Source organism: Pseudomonas paraversuta (genome assembly GCF_904063065.1).
GTDB lineage: Bacteria > Pseudomonadota > Gammaproteobacteria > Pseudomonadales > Pseudomonadaceae > Aquipseudomonas > Aquipseudomonas paraversuta.
Map to the genome: position 1 here is coordinate 173,825 of NZ_CAJFCL010000002.1, position 20,160 is coordinate 193,984.

A 20,160-nucleotide genomic window follows, 5' to 3' on the forward strand; every position below is an offset into this window, starting at 1 on the left:
TCCCTGTATGAACACTCCAGAGTGTGAGTCTTTGCTTTCAGTATCAGCGCGTGCGCTTCAGTCACATGCTTCATTGCCTTGCTTGTCTTCCAACGGGTCGGGCGCTTTACCCTTTGTTTTTAACTCACTGACGATCACCGCTGCAACAATCAATACCGCACCCAACAAGGCGATACCCGGCAAACGCTCCCCGGCCAGACGTCCGGCGATGCCGGCCCACACCGGTTCACCTGCATAAATGAGCGTGGCGCGGGTGGGGGAAACGCTCTTCTGGGCCCAGTTCATTGCTACCTGAATTACCGCACTTGCAGCGCCCAAGCCTACGGCGCTGGCTAACAAAAGCCATGAGAAATCGGGAGCGGTCTCACCGGTAGGAATAGTCATCAGGAAAGCCAGAATCGACGCAGTACTGAGTTGCACCACCGTGACCCGTCGAACATCGACTTTGCCAGCATAGGCGCTGATCAGGATTATTTCTGCCGCTATGGCGATGGCGCTGATCAGTGTCGCGATCTCGCCAGGGCTGAAGTCAAGGGACGCACCGCTCGGGCCTGACAGCAGCATCAGCCCGGTGAACGCCAGGACAATACCAAGACTTGGCATCAGCCCGGGTCGGCGTCCCAGCACCAACCACTGCAGCAGCGGTACGAAAGGTACATACAACGCTGTAATAAAAGCCGACTGACTACTGGGAATAGTCTGCAGGCCAATGGTCTGCAAGCCATAACCGAGCATGATAGACACCCCGATAAACACCCCGGCCTTGAGTTCAAACAGGGTAATGCCGCGCAGACTGCGAATTGAAAACAGAGAAACAATCAGCGCTGCGGCAGCAAAGCGCAGCCCCACAAAAAACATCGGTCCGCTGGACGTCAGTGCATGCTGCACTAATAGAAAAGTGACGCCCCAAACCATGGTAATCAGCACCAGCACACATTCGGCCTTGCTGAAACGGGAGGTCAAAGACATCAATTTTGAAGGTTTCAACGTTGTCATAGCCTTGCACGCTGCCGGAAGAGAGACGCACAATGCGTCAAAGCTGAGCAGTATACTGCGCAGTCCCACAAGGTGAGCAATATAGTGCCCAAAGAAAATTCACAACGTGCGTCGGTGTTACAACACGTCAGCCAGAACGTCCGGCGCCTGAGGCTGGTCGCACTCCTCAGCCAAAGTGCACTGGCCGAGCTGTCGGGAGTAAGTCGGCGGATGCTGGTAGCTATAGAGGCGGGCGAAAAGAACGTCAGCCTCAGCACCCTGGACCGGGTCGCCGAAGCGCTCAATGTTGCTTTCAGCGACTTGATCCAGGCACCGGGCTCTGCCGACCCGAGCCGCATCAATGAAGTGGCCTGGACAGGTACCGCCCCGGGAAGCAAGGCCGTGTTATTAGCCAAGGCTGTAGCTTCAAGAGAAGTAGAGCTGTGGGAATGGACGCTGGAACCGGGCGAGGAATACCAGTCCCAAGCCGATGCCGAGGGTTGGAGTGAACAGCTGTACGTATTCGAAGGGTGTTTGACCCTGGTCATAAGCGAACAGGCATTACGTTTCAGCGCTGGAGAGTTCTACATGTACGCCAGCAACAAACCGCACTCCTACAGAAACGAAGGCGACGTGGTTGTGCGCTTTATCCGTAACGTAGTGATATGAGCGAAGGCGTCGGGCGAGCCATGGCGAGGGCTGGTCAATTAACTAAAAATTATTAGAATTCAGGGGGTTGCCAGCTTCGATCTTCTAGTACATAATGCGCGCCATCAGCTCGGGGCAACAACCTGAATCGCTGAAGAATCAAATGCTTGTAGCGATAAAATCGCAGCAGCAACCTTTGTATTTGATGTTTCTCATGAAGCGTCACGCACAATTGGCCGAATAGCAAAATGGTTATGCAGCGGATTGCAAATCCGCCCACGCCGGTTCGATTCCGGCTTCGGCCTCCACATTCGAAAGCCCCGCAGATCTTGGTCTGCGGGGTTTTTTATTGGCCGCAGGAAAGTGAAGTGTTGCATAACTACTTCACTTTGCGGGCTTGGCGACTGCTCCGATACGCCGGTAAACCCGTTCCGTAATCCATTCTTTTGAGTTCCCAAGAAGCGCGCTCGCCTCCGAAATATCTGCAACTCCCGACGCAGCCTTTGGCCTGATATCACGAAGCTGCGCAGTACGAGTGAGGGCTGAAGAAGTTGACCGAGCCCTGAGCGATGAACAAACCCAACAGGCACGCCTGCGTGATCGCCTTGCTACTGCTGACCTGCGGCTGTCAGTCCTGCTCGACGCCATAGGCTCAAATGGTAGTGGAGGAGTGCAAGGGCGTGGTTCATGTAGCCCATAGAGCCAAACTTGACCCAGCGCATGCTCAACGAATTATCGGAATTACCGGCGACGGCGATCAAGGACTGATCACGCTCCAGGCTTGTCAGGTCTACGCAAAAGAAGTCTCAGGCATAAAGTAAACAGAGCGGCTGACACTGGCGCGTCAGCATTCTGTCCAAGTTTTGATTCCGTAAAGTATGCCTCTAATTTCACGGCGTTAGTTGGAGCTTGGTTTGGCCGTAATTCAAGACGTATGGCATTTAGGATCGTTCTTATTGTATTGGGGTTTGCGTGCTCTCTGGGTCCAATTGCTGAAGGAGGCATTCGCCTGCCTCTTGGTTCTTTCAAGGTTCCGGCCGGATTCCCGTCCCCAGCTGCAGACCATCTTGAGAAGGAAATATCGTTAGACCAACTGCTGAACATCCGAGCTCCGCACGTTTACCTGGTATCAATCGATGGCGACAGCATGCAGGGAGCCGGGATCTATTCCGGGGGATGTGGCCGTTGTCGACCGCTCACTCGAGCCAGTCCACGGCGATGCGGTTGTTGCACTGCTCAATAACGATCCGATTTGCAAACGTCTTTGCTTACGTGAAAAGAACGTCATTCTCCAGTCTGAAAACTCGAAATACCCCGACCGGCACGTGTTGGAAGGCGACGATCTTTCCATTTGGGGCGTGATTACTTACACAGTGCGCAGCCATGGCAATTAAGCCAGATCCAGTTTTCGCGCTCATCGACTGCAACAGCTTTTATGCCAGCTGTGAGCGTGTGTTTCGTCCTGATCTGGCTAAAGTGCCCATCGTGGTACTGAGCAACAATGATGGCTGTGTTATTGCTCGCAGCTATGACGCCAAGCCCCACGTGAAAATGGGGGAGCCATATTTCCAGATAAAGCATCGTCTGGAGAAGTTGGGCATTGTCGCCTTCTCATCGAACTATGCGCTGTATGGCGACATGAGCGAGCGGGTCATGAGCTTGATCGAAGCGATGGTGCCGGCGGTGGAGGTCTACAGCATTGATGAGTCATTCGCTGACCTGACCGGCATAGCTGACGTTTCGGCCATGGGCCGGAAAATACGCAGCCGCATATTTCAATGCACCGGCATCCCGGTAGGTGTAGGGATTGCTCATACCAAAACCCTGGCCAAGCTCGCCAACCACACAGCGAAGCGATTGCAGGCCCAAACCGGTGGAGTAGTGAACCTTTGCGGGGACTTCGAAGGCGACTGGGTGCTGCGCAATACAGCCTTGTCTGAGGTGTGGGGGGTAGGGCGGAAAATGACCGCACACCTTGAAGCAATGGGCATTCGTACCGCCATGGACCTGGCCAAGGCTGACCCGTGGACGCTGCGCAAGAAATTCAGCATCGTTATTGAGAAGACCGCTCGGGAGTTAGCCGGGACGCATTGTCTTGAGCTAGACGAACCCGATCCGCCAAAGCAGGAGATCTGTTGCAGTCGTATGTTCGGCAACCGACTGACTGAGCTGGCACCCATTAAAGAGGCGGTTGCTACCTACATGATGCGTGCCTCGGAAAAGCTGCGCGCCCAGAAGTCATACTGCAAAAAGGTTCGGGTCAGTATCCGCACCGGGATGTTCAATCCTGATGAGGCCAAATACGCCAAGGGGGTGGTGGTAACGCTTCCTTACCCCACTGACGATGTACGTCTACTGACAAGAGCGGCAGTGGATGCACTCGACCATGTGTTTCAGCCCGGATTTAAGTACAGCAAGGCAGAGGTCTTGCTGCTAGACCTTCGGCAGCCTGGTGAGTTTTCGGACGATCTATTTGCAGTTAACCAGCCGGCGGAAGCATCCCGGGTTATGGCAGTGCTTGATGAAATCAATGGCCGCTGGGGTAGGGGGACGCTGCGTGCCGCGAGTGTGCCGAGAAATCCCGATTGGGGGATGAGGCGGGAGATGATGAGTCAGAGCTATACGACACAGATGCAGCAATTGTGGCAAGTTTCTTGTAGGTAAGGTGGGTGTAGATTTTAGTCGGTCCGGACACTGGGGGAGTGTAAAGTGGAGGTTTGATTGGCCGTATGATCGTCAGCAAACGGCCGATTGCTGACGGTGGCGACAGGCAGAAAACGACCCATTGCAGTCGTTCAGCGTGCCAAAAACGTAACCCGCAGTAATTCTGTTTCCGACGGCGAAATGGCGAACAGCGTTCGCCACCAAAGAACGTAGAAGCGACGGTCAACGTTATGGGAAAAGCCCGATCAAAGGCCATGGATTGTCATGAAGTGATAACGCGCTGTCGCTAAATGAAAGGTCGGCAGCCCCGCCTATAAACTCCTCCTCAAAATTTGCGCGGCAAGCTCCGCTAAACACGAAGTCTGTGGGGTATGATAATGGCCATGCGCCGTAGGGCTCCGCCGGGACTTGATAGAAGTGTGCGCGACACGTTAATTTACAGTGGGGTAGGGATCGTCCTTCAAGAAAAATGAACAATAGCCAACGTGAAAACCAATGGAAGCAATGGATAGAAAACAACAAGTACAAGATGGAGCACCCTGTAAACTTTGAGGTGCGATTTGTTGAGGAGATACTGACAAGAATCCCAGAGATAAATCCCAACTATGTAAAGGCCCAGTTCCCGTTCATAGACCAGAATGGTGTCAATAGACGCATTGACTTCATGATACATGATGAGCAGAAAGGAATTCGTTTGGCGATTGAAATTGACGGTTTGGGGAAGATGCAAAATCCAAATCAAAGTATTAATCATGATCGCTGGAATGACCTTCTTACTCGTCAGAATGCACTATTGCGCGTTCTAGGGTGCATGCTCCTACGCTATTCAAATAAAACCTGGCTGAATGAATCAAAATTTGTAATCCAAGAAATTCGCAGCGAATTACTTAAGCAAGAACTTGACTACTCTAGCGCTGTGGAGGTCAGGGAGCGCAGGGAGAAGGAGATCACAGATAAGGACCGGAAGATTGCCGATTTCGCGCAAGCTGCAAAAGACCATATTTCCAGCGTTGCTGCTGGGGCAAGCTTGGATGTGACATTTGCCGAAGCAGAGCGAACCTCTATTCAAAAAGAATTAGCTCTGATCACTAAGCAGTTGCTAACTCTATCTGAGGAAAGCAATAAGTCTAGACTGTCTGAATCTAGAAAAATACCGCTTATTGTTTTTGTAACCGTGCTGATTACAAGTGCCACGATTGGCTTTTTTATGCATTCGAACAGCCAGCCTGAGCTTGCAGTTTCGACCCGTTATGTCACTCCGCCGGCATCAGATGGCAATACGTCTTTAGGTGCATCTAACGCTCCGGTCAACGATTATTTAAGCACAACAGAAGCGAGCAGGCATGTCGGTGAGAAAACAACGCTCTGCGGAAGAATTGTACAGATTCGAGAAACTGATAAAGTCACTTACTTGAATTTCGATAAGGCTTATCCAAACAGTACAGTTACCGCTGTAATTTGGAATGAGTACGCAAAAAATTTCTCTGGCGTTAATCAGAAAATAAATAGAACAGTCTGTATTGAAGGAGAGATCAGCAGCTACAGGGGCAAGCCCCAAATCACCCTGCGCGACCGTGCGCAGTTAATAACCAAGTAGGTAAATAATGTATAAGTCACGGCTATCCGCCCTGCTCGTCAGTTTGTTTTTCACTAAATTTGCTATGGCTGCCAATACGATAGAGGCCAGCAAGGCACCTTTCCATGCTGGTGAAACATTGTTAGTCTGCGGGCAAGCAGTCGAGGTTAAAAAACTAACTAATCGTACCGTTATCAACTTTGACAAACCCTATCCAAACCAGCCGTTGGCCGTGATAATTTGGAGTTCTGACACAGCAGGTTTTGAAAAAAAGTTTGGCAGCCTCGCGGGGCTTGAAGGGGGGAGAGTTTGTGCCTATGGTGAGATTGTAGATTACAAGGGAAGTCTGCAAGTTGTTGTGAAAAAAGACAGCTACTTAAGATTGATGAAAAATTAAAATATATTGATTTATGCTTTTTTCGTGATCGCGTCTCACTTTGGGTAAGCTTCTCGGGCCGCTGTATTGCTCCAGAGGGACTGCCTACGATTAGGCGCATTTTTGCGCTCCGAATGGCTAAGCGTTCGCTCTGATCATTGACCTTCTTGTTTTTCCGCCGGAAGGCTATGGTGAGGCGCTCTGGTTTTTCATACGCCGCGACCGTCCACTTCTGGCCGTTTTCTGCCCCCCTTACAGATCGCATCTGATCCTGAGTTTTTAAAACGCTTTCTCGAGCACTTGCTAAGATTTCTGAAGGGCGCATGAGGATAGCGTCACCCCTACCAAAACCCGGAAAGCCTGTGTATCACCCGAATAGTTTCAGGAGAGAGCTTATGAGTGCTACGGATGTATCTGAGGGGCAAGTAGTACAAGGCTACATAACCTTTGTTGGGAGTGCCGCATCCTGGACCGGACCGCAGTTCATAAGCTTCAGCTATAGCGTCAATGGGCAGCGATTTCACAAGTCTCTCGGCGAAACTGTTGACGCCTGGTCAACTGCCACCATTCGTAAAGCCTCATACGGCCTGAAGGTGGAGATCCAGTGTCTGTATGGTGCTCTCTCACCGATCCGGAAGTGTGTTGTATCGGCGAAAAGCCAGTCGAGAAACCAGCAATTGTGCGTTTAATAGAGGCTCTGGGTTCGATAGGGGGTATCTGAAATTGATCCACGTCTTACAGAGTTTGAGTTCTGCGTTTTCCATACCGGGACATTCGCAGCTTTGCGGACGATTCGAAGCCCTGTTCTTGCCGCGGAGTGATTGTTTCTGGTTAACAGCTGGACTGATGTGACTACTGAGAGGGTAGGTATTGATGAAGAGGGCAATCCTGGGAATGACCGCGGCTGGCGAGCCGTTGATCTTAGAGGCCTTAGAAGCCCTGCGTCTTTATAGTGAGGCTAAAACTTCAGGATGCCCAAAAGAAGAAATTGATCGCCTGCAAATATTGGCTGAGTCGCTAGTCCATGCAGTAACCGATTATCAGCTTTTAGCAGTTGGTGCAGACTCCATCAAGCATCACTAGAACTATTTTCTAGTGATTTACTCTAGGTAAATGCATCTCCGGATCAGTTACGCTTGTTCATTCAGGTGGCATGAGCGTTTTTAGTGAAGCGTTGATGAACTCTTCATTCTGGGTAATTACATTTAGCGCGCCACGAACATTGCCTCCTACCTCAGATGAGCCTGGCAGCTCAATCCATAGCGTTAGCTCCATTAAGGCAGCTTCAAGGGCAAGCTGATTTTCATTGAGTTTGTAAAGGAGGGCGGGAATTAGGTCTGGGTTAGTCATATGTGATCCTCTGTGAGGAAAACTTTAGCCGATGATGTGGGGGCGTGAGTGTTTGACGATTGGTAGGATGCCGGGGGAGGGGTGCAAAATCAGTTCCGCACCTCAAAACGAAACCCTTTATATGCTTGACGTTCAGGGGCAAAAATATGGAGCGCTTGCGGAATCCAATTCGTCGTAAGCTTCAGATTTGTAAGGAAAAAATAGTGGATTGCAAATCCGCCCACGCCGGTTCGATTCCGGCTTCGGCCTCCACATTCGAAAGCCCCGCAGATCTTGGTCTGCGGGGTTTTTTATTGGCCGCAGGAAAGTGAAGTGTTGCATAACTACTTCACTTTGCGGGCTTGGCGACTGCTCCGATACGCCGGCAAACCCGTTCCGTAATCCCTTCTTTTGAGTGCCCAAGAAGCGCGCTCGCCTCCGAAATATCTGCAACTCCCGACGCAGCCTTTGGCCTCATATCACGAAACTGCGCAGTACGAGTGAGGGCTGAAGAAGTTTACCGAGCCCTGACCAATGAGCAAACCAAACAAGCACGCCTGCGTGATCGCCTTGCTACTGCTGACCTGCGGCTGTCAGTCCTGCTCGACGCCATCGGCTCAAATGGTAGTGGAGGAGTGCAAGCCACCACCGGCGCCGGCGGCGTTATGGAAGTCAGCAAGCGGCCAATAGCTGGCCCGCAAATGTATTCACAGCGGCCTTTCAGAAGCAGCTGGGAGTGAAGTCCATGCAATTACGTAAAAGGTCCAACCGGCACTGTGCTGAGTCAGTCCGAGGCCGGTTAGTTCCTTCCTGTGTTTGCGGCCTGGGGCACAGGAATAGTGCACAAGGCTTCTGTGTGCATGGTCCGAAAACTGGAGACTCAAATCAGCAGATGGGGTTCCAGGTCCAACCCAATTGAACGGCTCATTGCTTAACTTGGTAGTAGCGGGCAGGGATCCCCCAGATCACCAGTACAGTGGCCAGTACACAGACGGCACTGAGCATGTACAGGGCAGGCGTTGCACTACCCGTCAGGTCTTTGATCCGCCCTACCATGAAGGGGGCGATAATTCCGCCCAATTGGCCCAATGAGTTGATCAAGGCGATCCCGGCTGCGGCCGCCAGCCCGGTGAGAAAACGCGGTGGAATGGTCCAGAAAATCGGCATCCAGGCAATGATCCCGGTGAGAATCATGCTCATCCCAGCCATCAGGGGCAACAGCTGACCAGGAAACCAAGCGCAGAGTAAATAACCCCCAGCAGTCAATGACGCGCAACCGGCCATATGCCAGCGACGTTCGCCACGTTTGTCCGAGCTGCTGCCAATCAGCAGGTTTCCTACCGCCGCGATCAGATACGGGATCATAGTCAACAAGCCAATATCGAAGGTATCCGCCACCCCGGCGCTTTTGATCAATTGCGGCATCCAGAACAATAAGCCGGTCAAGGCCATGACCAGGCAAAGGTAAATGGCCGACATCACGTAGGTGACCGGGTGCTTCCAGATATCCGAAAAGCGGCTGGAGGAATCAGGTTTGGGCTCGCTCGCCATACGCTCAAGCAGCACGCGCTTTTCGTCTGCCGTTAGCCACGACGCATCTTCGATCTTGTCACTCAACAGCCACAGCACCACAACGCCCAGTACTATCGAAGGCAAACCTTCAAGCAGGAACAGCCACTTCCACCCTGCCATGCCATACATCCCGTCGAAATGCCCCAGAATGAAGCCCGCCAAGGGGCCTCCGACGATTCCGCACAGGCAGATCGAGCTCTTGAAATAGGCATTGACCCGACCCCGGCGATTACCTGGATACCACTGGGTAAAGTAGTACAGTACGCCCGGCACAAACCCTGCTTCCATTACACCAATAAGAAAACGCAGGGTATAGAACCAGAACTCGTCGCTCACAAACATCATGCACGCCGAGGCAATGCCCCAACTCATCATGATCCTCGCAATCCAGACCCGGGCACCGATCTTGTGAAGCAGAATATTGCTCGGTACTTCAAACAGAAAGTAGCCGACAAAAAACAGGCTCGCGCCAAGACCATAAACGGTGTCGCTGAATCCCAAATCACTTTGCATCTGTAATTTGGCGAAGCTGATATTGACGCGATCCAGGTAAGCAAACAGGAAACAAATAATAAACAGCGGTATGATCCGCCAGTTGACTTTGCGGTATAGGACATCGTCCAGCAATTCGACCCGCGATTGCGCGGTCGAGAGGGTTTCAGCAGTCATGGTGCACCTATTGGTTATTGTTTTTAAGGTGTTGCACAGAGCATGAGAGTGCCACTGCACCTGCCTTTACGCGCAAAGCGACAGGTGCCCTTGTAGAACCATCCGAATGATCGCCGGCCTTGTCTGCCTTCGTGCGACCACCTTTAAGCCCCCACTGAAAAATCTTAGGGTTGTGGGTCAGGACCGCCTGATCGTCTACTTTCTGCTGGTGAATTTCGTCTCGGCTGGCAGCGCTATCCAAGTAACCCGAACTTTGCCCGATTGTTTTTGTAGGCGGTTCTTCAGAAACCGCGTGGGCGTTACTGTATTTTTTCCAAAGGCTGCTGCCTAATGACACTTGCTGATTGAGTGATAACTTTTAGTCATCCCCGATGCTGCCATCCTGGATAACCATAATGTTTGGACAAGTAGGAGTCCTGTTACAAGGGGAGGGTGGTGTCGACCTGTCTTGTAGTCCGGTCAGGCTGCTTTCGGCCGATCCTGTTGTAAAGTCGGCCTTGGGTTCCACGGCAGAGGCGTATGCAATCCGAGATTGAAATCCTTACTTTTGACTGAGGCTCTCAGCCTCAGCTTTCTCGTCGCCGCGTGCAGAAACGGAGTTTTCACCGGTCGATTTCCGGGCATTTTCAACACTATCGGCCATGAGCAGGCAGCGCGAACGCTGATGCTAAGCGTCCTTTTTCAGGCGCGCGAACACCTCATCACATGCCTCTCTCCAAGCCAGCATTGCGCCATTCTTTCGAAGCTTTTCTAACCCGGCGTAAGTGTAGGTACCAGGTGTTGCGATACTACCGCCCAGAACTTCCAGGCTGACGTCAGGTTGGTGCCGTGCACTGGACAGACAATCCTGCATATTGCCCATCACCAACTGTGCTGCCTGTTCATGGGAGAGGCCCTTCCCGGTAAACCACTCCTGAAGATCACCGAGGAAGAAATAAAACCAGCCGTTCATGCACGCCGCAACGGTGGCGAGCTCAAATGCGTCCTCCTGGTCGATCACGACCAATGATCCAAGGGCGCCGAGCAAGCTCTCATGAGGCTGGCCGCCTGGGGTCAAGACAACAGTTGATTGGTTGATCTGAGCGGCATAGGACAGCATCGCCCGTACGTGCCGAGCTTTGGGAAAGCTTTGTTCCAGCTCGCTGATACTCATACCCGCTACGAGTGAAACCAGCGTCTGTTCGGGCTTGAGTCGTACCTCATTGGCAAGTTGCTCAACAGCATCGGGTCGCACGCCCAGAAATAGCAGGTCGCTGTCATCGACCACACCCTGGTTGTTCTGCGCAATCTCACAGGCCCAGAGCCTGCATAGCTCTCGGGCACGATCATTATTGCGCGGTGAAAGCAAAACCCTCCCGGAAAACCCGCTTCGGCGCAAGCCAATAACGATCTTCTCCGTCAGTTCGCCAACACCCAGAATTCCAATGTTCAGCACGCTACCTTCTCCTGTGTTGAGCAAATAGAGAGTGTCTCACGATAACTGGGTGGCAGCCTGCCCCGGAGGGCCAGTCGACCCAAAGCCTTCATCTCTGGCCAATCATGAAACGCTGCCCAGAGCACCTGGACATCTTCAGCCCTCTGCCGCTGACCTCGTACTCAAGCAAAATTACAGCTTCACCCAAGCCAGTCGCTCACTCGGCATGGGCGAGTCGTCTCTGCGGGGAGCGGATCCGGGCTTGTCGGCATTACTGGGTTGCACTCGCGCAGTCGCAGCGATCGCATGCTTAACCCCGCCTGCGACAACGGTATTCAAGGTCTGATCCAGAACAGGTACACGCGGTGCCTGACCGGCCCTTTCGCCTGCGGGCGCCAAGTCTCTGGCCGCGCATTCTGTGGTCGTGCGCTAAGTCCTTGATTTATAAATCACTACTTGTTTCTGAATGTTTCAGGTGGTTGTGCGGTCATTATCGCCATGTTTGAGAGATTAGTGGTGCCAAACGGATTTTTACCGAGTTTTATCACTGGATATAACGGCTTATATGGTGAAAAAAGCTGCCTGACAGTTCTTATACTGCGGGCGGCGTCCGTACACCCGGGCAGCACAACAAATCGCACTGATTTGCGCTGCTGCCCAGAGCGAGTCGTTCCATGGAAAGAAGAGGCCGGCACTGCATCTCTATTTCCATGCATCTAATAAGTCTAAGAATGAGAAATAGTTTAATGAATAAACAATCGATCCAGATTGCCCTTGCTTACATGTCCGTCGTGATTGGTGGTGGTTTTGCCTCCGGGCAGGAGGTACTCCAGTTTTTCACCGGCTATGGGCTTATAGGTATTGTCGGCACTCTGGTAAGCGGTCTGATGTTTGCCTTCCTCGGCATGCAGATCGCTCGAATGAGCTCGAAGATGCAGGCGAGCTCGCACAAGGAGGTTCTCTACATTCTGTTCGGTGCGCGCATCGGCCTGGTCGTCGATGTGGTGCTGTCCTTCTTCCTGTACGGCGTCGGTGTAGTGATGCTGGCCGGCAGCGGTTCGATCTTTGCCCAGCAGTACGATCTGCCGCCCTTGTTCGGTGGCGTATTGATGACGGTATTGGTGATCGCCACGTTGTGCATGAACGTGAAGCGAATCATCGACCTGATCAGCGCGGTAATGCCTTTCCTGTTGGCGATGGTGCTTATCATCACCACTTACTCGATCTTCAGTTACAACGCCCCGATCGAGACCCTCGACGCGGTTGCCCGTGAGAACAACGAAACAGTTTCTGGCAATTGGTTTGTGGGCGCCTTGCTGTACGCGTCTTTCAACATCGCCGTAGGCTTCCCGATGCTGGCTGTCATTGGTGGCATGACCAAGCAACCCAAGGCTGCCGCACTGGGTGGCGTACTCGGTGGTCTCGGTCTGGGTGCGTTGATCCTGCTGTTGAACATCGGCCTGTTTGCCAACATCAACCAGCTGGAAGGCATCGAAATGCCTTCCCTGGCACTGGCAGGGCGTATCTCGCCGATCCTTTCGGTGGTGATGTCGGTGGCACTGGTTTGCATGGTCTACAGCACGGCGGTGGGGATGTTCTTTGCATTCAGCGCCCGCTTCGCCAAGCCTGAAACCAGCCGCTTCAAGTTGATTAGCGCAGTCACGGTATGCATAGGCCTGGCCTTGAGCCTGGGTGGCTTCAGCAAGCTGGTAGGCACTGTTTACCCACTGTTGGGCTATGTCGGCTTCGCCCTGATTCTCGCTATTTGCTTCAACTGGCTACGCAGCCGCTCCATTGCCAAGGCGCAAAAAGCTGCGCTGGAAGCTGTTTCCTGACCCTTGAACCTGTGGGCAATCGTTCGCAGGCACGGCAGTAGATCCAGCGCTGACCCTTTGATTGAACCCCGCCTCGAGCGGGGTTTTTAGTGCCTGGAGATTTCCAAAGGTCGACATCGCCATTTTTCCACCCTGCGAATGCCACGTCGAAGACCTGCAGGCGGCCGGGCACTGTATTTACTGCATTCGATGGAAATACTTAATGGTAGTAACGGCGACCTGCCGGCGATGTGTCGTGTTGTGCTAAACCCTCAGAAAGAATTTGTCCGCCAATTCACTAAATGAATCAAAGAACATTAAGTTGAAGTATTGTCGATCCACTATATGTTCCAGGCGGTTTACGTCCCTTGTAAGACGCCTTTATCCATACCGGGCTGGAACCTCGAACATCGAGTGTTGCAGAAGAGCCGCCGTCGGCGATACCCAGTACAACTGTACCCGCGCCTGTCAAATCTACTTCTCCCTGATTGGGGATCTGCAGGCTGACGGTAGTGTTTTCGCTGCACTCGATATAAGTGTAAGCCCCGCCTGCATTAACTTCAGTGGTTGTACCCCTTAAATATATGCTGGTCGCAGTTGCTGAGCATGTGACTGGCGGTGGTATGGGAGGGATCGTCGCGATATCGTATGAGAGCTGGAACCAACCATAGCTTCCGGGCTTCAAACAACGGAAGTCGAGAGATTCACGAGTTGTCACAGGTGCACTGACCCGATTTATGGAAGCACCCACCAGGCTTTGAAGTGTGGCTCTTGCCTCTGCTTCAGTACGGCATATGAAATTAAGACGAGGGCAACCTGATGTGCCAGCCGTGTTGCATTCAAAAAAAGCGTAGGGGCGCGAAAGTCTGAAGAACTGATAACCCGGCACGGGATTGTTACTATTAATATCCCTGATCTCACCACTCATGATGTCGATGGATAAGATGGTTCCGGTACATAAACCTGCTCTCATTGGTTTTCCACACCCAGGCCCTGTTTCAGACACCCGAATGATAGCTGCCGTTGACTGTAGAGGGGCGAGCAGCAGCATGATTAATACGGCATTCAGGATTGGTAGATACATGAGCTTCCTTGGTTTTTAAGCAATCGATAATCAGTGTTGCGTACCTGTTTAATAGTTCTCGGTGCCCTATCGAATTTCGAGTGGAATGTTGTTCAAATTTCAAATAGCAGTTTGCGCTGCGCTGATCAAACCGCGCTCAATATGTTGTCGAGATATCACGTCCGGCTCACCTTGCATGTCGCTCCGTAGCGGCAAGGGGCGGCTGCCAATTATACGAGTCAGGTGAGCACAAGGATCCGAGACAATTCTTTAGACAGGGCAAGGTATTTCTTGATTGACATAGGGAGCTACCGATCGTGCTTCAAACATCAGCATTGCAGAGGCTGTCTGAAAAAACCGGGTTCTGGCACTGCAGAACCAGGCGCGAAAGCGCCACTCTTTCACGAGTAGATCATTCGCCAAATTCTGCTCACCAACATAGCGCCTTGTCACAGCAGAATTTCGCTGTGCTTGCTGACTCCTGCCCGAAAGTCAGGGCTGTCCTGAATCAGGTTCTTGCGGTTGACCGGGAGCATGGGTATGGGTTTTGTATCCAGTTTTCGAATACAGCGATCGGCATCGGTTTAGCACACAAAAACCCCTGACCAAACTGGACTCCCATCCCATACAGCTGATCGTGCTGAGCTGCGGTTTCAATACCCTCCACTACCAGATGCATGCCCATTTCGGCGGCCAGCGCTACAGTGTGGCGAATGGCTGCAATGTACCGGCCGGGACCATCGATAAATCGGGTGAATTCTTCAGCCAGTTTGATTTCACTGAACGGTACCTGGCAAAGGCGCAAGAGTGACGAATAGCCCGTTCCGAAGTCATCAATTGACAGCCGTACACCTAAATGATGCAGGCGAATCAGTTGTTTAACGCTGGTAGCGCAAGCTTCGCCGGCCCCGTCCTCGGTGATTTCGAAGGTGAGGGACGAGAGTGGCAGCGCGTGCTGGCGCAAGCGGGTCTCCAGGCGTTCGATGAGTGCATCACTCATCAATTGATCAAGAGACAGGTTGAATGCCATGCCTATGAATCTGCCTTGTTCCAGTAGCTTTAGCTGAAAGGCCAGGCTCTGCTCCAACAATTCGAATAGCAGTGTATCGAGCCATTTTTCACGGGCCATCAGTGCAATGAAGGTTGCTGGATTGAGTACGCCATACAGAGGGTGATGCCAGCGTGCCAGGACTTCCACCGAGTCGACCTGACCAGTGTGCAAATCGAATTTGGGTTGTAGGTACGCATTGAACTCTCTGCGTAGAAGACCACGTTTTACCTCCCCGGCACTGGGCAGTCGGGCTGGTTTTTTCGGAGCGCTTGAACTGTCCGGCCGGTTTTGCAGAGCTTGCTTTGGTTGGTAGGTGTGGCTCGCAACGAGCGCGTGCAATGAGGTTTTTTGCATGGTGGGGCAGCCTGAATGGGTATGCCTCTGAGCCTAAGCGACCCCACCCTGGCGACACGAAAGACGAATCTGTATTTTTGCCGAGATTTTTCTGGAACTGCGCGCAGATAACTCTCGGCGCCAGCCCGGAACATCAGCTCGGTCGCAGTGCCTGGTTGATTGCCTCCAGTGACTGCATCAGGGTCGTCACAGCTTCAAGTGTATTAATGGACATCATTCCATCAGCGCACAGTTCTTCGACCTCAATGCATTGTTCCAGTAGTCCTGAGTGGTTGAGCATGTACGCGGTGCCTTTGAGCTTGTGCGCAACGCGTTCCATTTCCTTCAGGTCTTCCTTGTCCAATGCACGTTGCAAGGCTTCGAGTTCGCTGTTGTTGCTTTCGATCACCTGTTCGGCCAAGGCCGCGTGGATAGTGCTCGTCGACGACGGCAAATTTTTGAGTTGTTGCTCGTCTGTGTCGAGCTTGGGGATCCAGCGGTTCAGGTCGGCCAGGGTGATTGGCTTGGTCAGCGCATGATCCATACCGCTGGCCAGGCAGCGCTCAAGCGCTTCGCGTTGGGCATCGGCGGTCAGTCCAATGATGATGCACGGGCGAACGCCCCGGGATTGCTCCAGCCGGCGGATGCTTTGGGTCATTTCGATACCGCTCATCTGCGGCATGTTGGCATCGGTGAGCACAATGTCGATTTCATTTTCTTGCCACATCGCCAGGCCTTCAAGGCCATTGCTGGCGGTTACCACACGATGACCCAGGTAGGAGAGTTGCTGGTACAACAGGTACTGGCTCGGCAGGTGGTCCTCGACAATCAATAGGGTCAAGGCTACATCGAGGCTTTTGTCCGCAGTCGACCCGGACACCGGGGAAGTGACATGGGTCTCGGCACTGACGCACTCAAGCACTATGCTGAATGTCATCTGAGTGCCGAACTTCGTATCGCTTTCTACCTCCAGATGCCCCCCCATAAAGTTGCTTAGCTCTTTACAGATTGCCAGGCCCAGGCCAGCGCCAGCATTGGGATCGTTGATCGCATCCCGGGTAATAAAGAAGGGGTTGAATATCTGATCAATTTGCGCCGCCGGGATGCCAACCCCGGTGTCGCTCACGCTTATAACAACCTGTAGAGAGGTTTTGCTCGCGGGGCTGACCTGGCAACGAATTTCGATGCCACCCTGTTCGGTGAACTTGATCGCATTGCTCAGGAGGTTGGAGATGATTTGTTTGACCTTCAGCGCGTCCACCCAAACCAGCTCCGTGGCCAGCGGGGCGATGTCCAGGCGCAAGTACAAGCGTTTCTGCCGGGCCAGGCCGGAAAATACATTGCTTGTCGATTCCAGTAGTTCCTTAATGCGGGTGGGTTCAGGCGACAGGCTAAGCTTTCCTGATTCGATGCGCGATATGTCCAGAATGCTGCCGATCAGGGCTAACAGGTGATTCGCTGACTCGTAGGCTATGTGTACGGACTGCGTGTTGAGTTCGGCGTTGTCCTTGCGAGTGAGCACCAGTTCCAGCATGCCGATGATAGCGTTGAGGGGGGTGCGGATTTCGTGGCTCATGGTGGCCAGGAAGACTGATTTGCTTCGGCTGGCCTTTTCCGCGGACTCCTTGGCGACCTGCAGTTCGTCCAGCAGTAATTGTCGCTGCTCAAGGTCGTGACGTTTTCTCAGAATGCGACGGCGTTGAACCACAATCAGCAGGCCGGCTACCACCAGCAGGGCGCCCAATACCTCGAAAGATCTCCAGATACTAGAGGCGATTCCTTCCCAGTACTTTTCATCGGTAGCTGAATTGGCGCGCCAGAGTCCGATGATCTGCAGGTTCTTGCGCGGAGGGATTTCAATCATGGCCTTGTTGATGATCGAGATCAGTTCCGGATGGTTTCCAGGGGCGGCGAACACGATTTTTGCATCCTCAACATTGAGGATGCCGCCGATTTTCAGGCTTGATTCGTATTTGTAGGAGAGGTAGTAGCGCGCTACGTTGGCAGGTGCCAGGACAAAATCAGCTTTACCGTCACGGACAAGATTGAACGCCTCGCCCATGGTTTCGGTATTGACTATCCGTACATGGGGATATTGCCGGGCAATCAGCGCATTTTGCAGATAGCCTTTTGCAACTGCTACGGGTGCAGTGCTTTGTGCTTCCAGCTGAGCTTGATCATTGCGGCGCATCACAAACAGGTAGGGCGCGACAGCCAGAGTTCGGGTATGCAGATATGACAGTGAAGACTCACTGGGCTCTGTCAAGATGCCAAGACTTGCCTTGCCAGTGTTCAGCAAAGCGTTGACTTCGCTCAACGAGCTGACACGGATAATCTTGAGGTGAATATCGGTCTTTCGCCGAATGATGCCCAATAAATCTGAAGCAATGCCATTCAAGCGACCATTGCTGTTGAAAAAAGCGTAAGGGGCAAGATCTTCACTGATCGCAATGTTGACTACCCCGGCATTGCTGATCCAGGTGCGTTCCGCGTTGCTGAGGTGCAGGCGAAAATCACTTAGATCACCACTCTCAAAGTCGCCCCAGAAATACTGGGCATTGTTCATCTGGCGATGCGTGATACTTCCCAGCCCGCGGTTCAGGAGGCCAGCCAGTACCGGATTGTTGGCTGCAAGGGCAAAAGAAAGATCCACCTTGGGCAGGCGCGTGCTCTGGTTGATTTCAAACTGCACACTGAATAGCTGGCTGGACAGGTAGTAGGTCGAGAGCGTGTCACCGAGGTAGACGTCATTATCACCGGTCAGTACCGATGCCATCGCTGCAAGGGGGGTGGCATACATGATGAAAGCCCCCTGGCCGCCGTTGCGCCTGTACATCGAGAGCGCAGCGCTGTTGGCCACAGCGATGCGCAATTTGGGGTCACTGATGCTGTATTCGTGAAGATCCCCCCCGTCTGCGAAGAGGGCCAGCTCTGACTGCCCGTAAGGTGGCGTAAGTTGCACGCCAAAATGGCTGGCCTCCTGCGAGGTGGCGGTGGCCACCAGATCTATCTGCCCCTGACGCAGGGCGTCAAAGGCGGCATTGGCCGTGGTGAACGGGCGCACCTTGATCTCGATCGCCAGTTCGCTCTGCAAAGCAGCCAGGTAATCCGCGGTAAGTCCTTCAAAGCTATTGTGTTCACTAAAGATGCGGTACGGCGGCAAGGAATCACTGGTCACGCCGACTATCAGCGCTTGCTTTTGATCGAGCCAGGCCCGCTCAACATCGTCGGGCTGGACTTTAATGTTATCCAGTTGTTGTCGCGCGGTGGGCTGTAGATCGCCCGTCTCGGACCTGACCGGCATACAGGACAAAATAGTGAGTAGAACGAAGGCGCCGAGTCGGGATATTGTCGATTTCACGTCAAGGTCAAATAAGGTTGTGCTGTTTGGCAATGTTCGCCAACTCGACCACTGAGGTCACGCTGAGTTTCATCAGAAGGTTGACCTTGTGGCCGCTGACCGTCTTGCTACTAAGGTTGAGTTTGGCTGCGATGTCACGGTTGGAGTAGCCCTCGGCCAGCAACTTCAGGATCTGCATCTCGCGATCTGTAAGATTGCCCAGGTCGCCCGCGGCAACTGTTTGAGCACCGCCAGAGTAGATCGGCATGGCATCCCTTGGAAATAACACATAGCCATCGGCGATGGTATTGATCGCCTTGATCAGTTGGCTAATAGGTTCGTGTTTGCTCACAAATCCGCTCGCTCCGGCTTGAAAGCAGCGAGTGGCATAAGCCTCTTTCATCTGTGAGGTGAATACGAGCACCCGGGTATCGAGTTTTTCCCGGGCGATTCGTTGTAACACCGTAAGCCCGTCCATTTTTTCAAGACTTATATCCAGAATTACCAGGTCTGGCTTAAGGGAATCGATCATTTGCAAGGCATCGACCCCATCGGCCGTCTCGCCAACGGTCTCGAACCCGATCTCATCGAGAGCGTTACGGATGGCCATGCAAATAACCGGATGATCATCGACGATCAATACTGTCTTACTCATGAATCTTGACTCACCTGTGGGCATGCATCGGGAGGACAACTATGGCTGGCTACAGCAACCGCTCAACCCGCTCAGTCTGAACAAGACTTGGCTGAGCATTTTCGAATTTTCCGGGTATATAAAATATTACATTTTGTTACATGGGGGATTATTGCAGGAGCCGCCCCGATGGTCACCAAGCTTTGTGCTGCTGATCGGCGAGAGCATTCTTGCCTGCAAGCAAGATATTTCTGGCTGGCGCGCAGGCACCTTGAATGCATCAGCACGAGTCAGCGCAACAAAAGAAACTGTCCAGTAGACGCTAGCTGATTTGTGCCGGGACGCTATCTTTTCCCGGTGCAGGCTGCGCGCAAGGGTAGAGGCATTAAGACTGCGCCTGTAACAGTCCCCGCTTTGTCTATCGGGCATGCCGGGGCGCTCAATAAACGGTGCAGGGCGAAAGTCCGTGAGGCTTCACTTCTGGGGCTCTGCAAGCCGCCTCCGGCTCTGGTGTGTTTTATAATTTGCGCGAATGAGTTTATCAAAGCAGGTTGTTGTTTCGCCTCGCGATACCCTGGTTTAAAAGGGTTATATAAAAAGCGCCGATACCGATCGAGAAATTTCCCGGTCTGCCTCAAGAAGCGTCTCAGTTACCTTGATGGGCCTGACTCTTATACTGGTCGAAGTTCAACGATATCGATA

Annotated in this window: 15 protein-coding genes, 1 tRNA gene and 4 pseudogenes; 10 read left to right on the forward strand and 10 right to left on the reverse strand. The window is 52.7% G+C overall.

Annotation, left to right across the window (positions count from 1 at the left end; translation table 11 throughout):
* Nucleotides 1–57: 57 nt before the first annotated feature.
* Entirely contained in the window at nt 58–969 is a 912-nt protein-coding gene (locus tag JQ845_RS03915) for a DMT family transporter (protein ID WP_161719466.1), read from the reverse strand.
* 111 nt (nt 970–1,080) lie between these two features.
* Between JQ845_RS03915 and JQ845_RS03920 the strand changes: the two genes are divergently transcribed.
* Complete coding sequence (locus JQ845_RS03920) at nt 1,081–1,644, forward strand: helix-turn-helix domain-containing protein (RefSeq protein WP_203008367.1); 564 nt, start codon at nt 1,081–1,083, stop codon at nt 1,642–1,644.
* Nucleotides 1,645–1,857: 213 nt separating this feature from the next.
* A tRNA-Cys gene (locus JQ845_RS03925) sits at nt 1,858–1,931 on the forward strand.
* Nucleotides 1,932–2,007: 76 nt separating this feature from the next.
* On the opposite strand, the pseudogene JQ845_RS23005 reads toward JQ845_RS03925, so the two are convergent.
* Nucleotides 2,008–2,148: pseudogene (locus tag JQ845_RS23005) on the reverse strand (integrase); the annotation flags it as partial.
* Nucleotides 2,149–2,179: 31 nt separating this feature from the next.
* Between JQ845_RS23005 and JQ845_RS23010 the strand changes: the two are divergent.
* From JQ845_RS23010 to JQ845_RS03950, 6 genes and pseudogenes are all read left to right on the forward strand, one after another.
* Nucleotides 2,180–2,444 (forward strand): annotated as a pseudogene (locus tag JQ845_RS23010) (lysis protein); the annotation flags it as partial.
* Between the two features lie 113 nt (nt 2,445–2,557).
* Nucleotides 2,558–3,017 (forward strand): annotated as a pseudogene (locus tag JQ845_RS03930) (LexA family protein).
* Nucleotides 3,007–4,287, forward strand: coding sequence for a translesion error-prone DNA polymerase V subunit UmuC (gene umuC / locus JQ845_RS03935; protein ID WP_203008374.1), 1,281 nt, complete (start codon nt 3,007–3,009; stop codon nt 4,285–4,287). The pseudogene JQ845_RS03930 and the gene umuC overlap by 11 nt, the downstream one beginning before the upstream one ends.
* Before the next feature lie 469 nt (nt 4,288–4,756).
* Entirely contained in the window at nt 4,757–5,884 is a 1,128-nt protein-coding gene (locus JQ845_RS03940) for a hypothetical protein (protein ID WP_203008377.1), read from the forward strand.
* A 7-nt stretch (nt 5,885–5,891) separates the two neighbouring features.
* Nucleotides 5,892–6,260, forward strand: coding sequence for a hypothetical protein (locus tag JQ845_RS03945; RefSeq protein ID WP_203008379.1), 369 nt, complete (start codon nt 5,892–5,894; stop codon nt 6,258–6,260).
* Between the two features lie 852 nt (nt 6,261–7,112).
* Nucleotides 7,113–7,322, forward strand: a complete 210-nt coding sequence (locus tag JQ845_RS03950; RefSeq protein ID WP_203008381.1) for a hypothetical protein — start codon at nt 7,113–7,115, stop codon at nt 7,320–7,322.
* 57 nt (nt 7,323–7,379) lie between these two features.
* Here JQ845_RS03950 and JQ845_RS03955 read toward each other — a convergent pair whose 3' ends face one another.
* The 4 genes and pseudogenes from JQ845_RS03955 to JQ845_RS03965 all read right to left on the reverse strand — a co-directional run bounded on the left by JQ845_RS03955 (nt 7,380) and on the right by JQ845_RS03965 (nt 11,244).
* Entirely contained in the window at nt 7,380–7,589 is a 210-nt protein-coding gene (locus JQ845_RS03955) for a hypothetical protein (RefSeq protein WP_203008383.1), read from the reverse strand.
* Between the two features lie 328 nt (nt 7,590–7,917).
* Nucleotides 7,918–8,058 (reverse strand): annotated as a pseudogene (locus JQ845_RS23015) (integrase); the annotation flags it as partial.
* 434 nt (nt 8,059–8,492) lie between these two features.
* Nucleotides 8,493–9,809, reverse strand: a complete 1,317-nt coding sequence (locus JQ845_RS03960) for an MFS transporter (RefSeq protein ID WP_203008385.1) — start codon at nt 9,807–9,809, stop codon at nt 8,493–8,495.
* A 667-nt stretch (nt 9,810–10,476) separates the two neighbouring features.
* Nucleotides 10,477–11,244 carry an NAD(P)-binding domain-containing protein gene (locus tag JQ845_RS03965; RefSeq protein WP_161719443.1) on the reverse strand — a complete coding sequence of 256 codons (768 nt, stop codon included), beginning with the start codon at nt 11,242–11,244 and terminating at the stop codon, nt 10,477–10,479.
* Nucleotides 11,245–11,969: 725 nt separating this feature from the next.
* On the opposite strand from JQ845_RS03965, the gene JQ845_RS03970 reads away from it, so the two are divergent.
* Nucleotides 11,970–13,058 carry a YkvI family membrane protein gene (locus JQ845_RS03970; protein ID WP_003446085.1) on the forward strand — a complete coding sequence of 363 codons (1,089 nt, stop codon included), beginning with the start codon at nt 11,970–11,972 and terminating at the stop codon, nt 13,056–13,058.
* A 286-nt stretch (nt 13,059–13,344) separates the two neighbouring features.
* Here JQ845_RS03970 and JQ845_RS03975 read toward each other — a convergent pair whose 3' ends face one another.
* The 4 genes from JQ845_RS03975 to JQ845_RS03990 all read right to left on the reverse strand — a co-directional run bounded on the left by JQ845_RS03975 (nt 13,345) and on the right by JQ845_RS03990 (nt 19,479).
* On the reverse strand, nt 13,345–14,121 hold the full coding sequence (locus JQ845_RS03975; RefSeq protein WP_161719441.1) for a hypothetical protein: 777 nt from the start codon (nt 14,119–14,121) through the stop codon (nt 13,345–13,347).
* A gap of 487 nt (nt 14,122–14,608) precedes the next feature.
* Nucleotides 14,609–15,505, reverse strand: a complete 897-nt coding sequence (locus JQ845_RS03980; RefSeq protein WP_003446084.1) for an EAL domain-containing protein — start codon at nt 15,503–15,505, stop codon at nt 14,609–14,611.
* Nucleotides 15,506–15,638: 133 nt separating this feature from the next.
* Nucleotides 15,639–18,788, reverse strand: a complete 3,150-nt coding sequence (locus JQ845_RS03985; protein WP_003446075.1) for an ATP-binding protein — start codon at nt 18,786–18,788, stop codon at nt 15,639–15,641.
* 64 nt (nt 18,789–18,852) lie between these two features.
* Nucleotides 18,853–19,479 (reverse strand): response regulator, encoded by a 627-nt coding sequence (locus tag JQ845_RS03990; RefSeq protein WP_127196457.1) that lies wholly within the window; start codon nt 19,477–19,479, stop codon nt 18,853–18,855.
* Here JQ845_RS03990 and JQ845_RS03995 point away from each other — a divergent pair.
* Nucleotides 19,478–19,777 carry a hypothetical protein gene (locus tag JQ845_RS03995; RefSeq protein WP_161719439.1) on the forward strand — a complete coding sequence of 100 codons (300 nt, stop codon included), beginning with the start codon at nt 19,478–19,480 and terminating at the stop codon, nt 19,775–19,777. The genes JQ845_RS03990 and JQ845_RS03995 overlap by 2 nt on opposite strands.
* The last annotated feature ends 383 nt before the right edge of the window (nt 19,778–20,160 follow it).

Excerpts from the sequence above, each read along its gene's own strand:
- JQ845_RS03915 (WP_161719466.1), bottom strand. The coding sequence starts at position 969 with ATGTCTTTGACCTCCCGTTTCAGCAAGGCCGAATGTGTGCTGGTGCTG.
- umuC (WP_203008374.1), top strand. The coding sequence starts at position 3,007 with ATGGCAATTAAGCCAGATCCAGTTTTCGCGCTCATCGACTGCAACAGC.
- JQ845_RS03940 (WP_203008377.1), top strand. The coding sequence starts at position 4,757 with ATGAACAATAGCCAACGTGAAAACCAATGGAAGCAATGGATAGAAAAC.
- JQ845_RS03945 (WP_203008379.1), top strand. The coding sequence starts at position 5,892 with ATGTATAAGTCACGGCTATCCGCCCTGCTCGTCAGTTTGTTTTTCACT.
- JQ845_RS03950 (WP_203008381.1), top strand. The coding sequence starts at position 7,113 with ATGAAGAGGGCAATCCTGGGAATGACCGCGGCTGGCGAGCCGTTGATC.
- JQ845_RS03955 (WP_203008383.1), bottom strand. The coding sequence starts at position 7,589 with ATGACTAACCCAGACCTAATTCCCGCCCTCCTTTACAAACTCAATGAA.
- JQ845_RS03960 (WP_203008385.1), bottom strand. The coding sequence starts at position 9,809 with ATGACTGCTGAAACCCTCTCGACCGCGCAATCGCGGGTCGAATTGCTG.
- JQ845_RS03970 (WP_003446085.1), top strand. The coding sequence starts at position 11,970 with ATGAATAAACAATCGATCCAGATTGCCCTTGCTTACATGTCCGTCGTG.
- JQ845_RS03975 (WP_161719441.1), bottom strand. The coding sequence starts at position 14,121 with ATGTATCTACCAATCCTGAATGCCGTATTAATCATGCTGCTGCTCGCC.
- JQ845_RS03980 (WP_003446084.1), bottom strand. The coding sequence starts at position 15,505 with ATGCAAAAAACCTCATTGCACGCGCTCGTTGCGAGCCACACCTACCAA.
- JQ845_RS03985 (WP_003446075.1), bottom strand. The coding sequence starts at position 18,788 with ATGCCGGTCAGGTCCGAGACGGGCGATCTACAGCCCACCGCGCGACAA.
- JQ845_RS03995 (WP_161719439.1), top strand. The coding sequence starts at position 19,478 with ATGAATCTTGACTCACCTGTGGGCATGCATCGGGAGGACAACTATGGC.
- JQ845_RS03990 (WP_127196457.1), bottom strand. The coding sequence starts at position 19,479 with ATGAGTAAGACAGTATTGATCGTCGATGATCATCCGGTTATTTGCATG.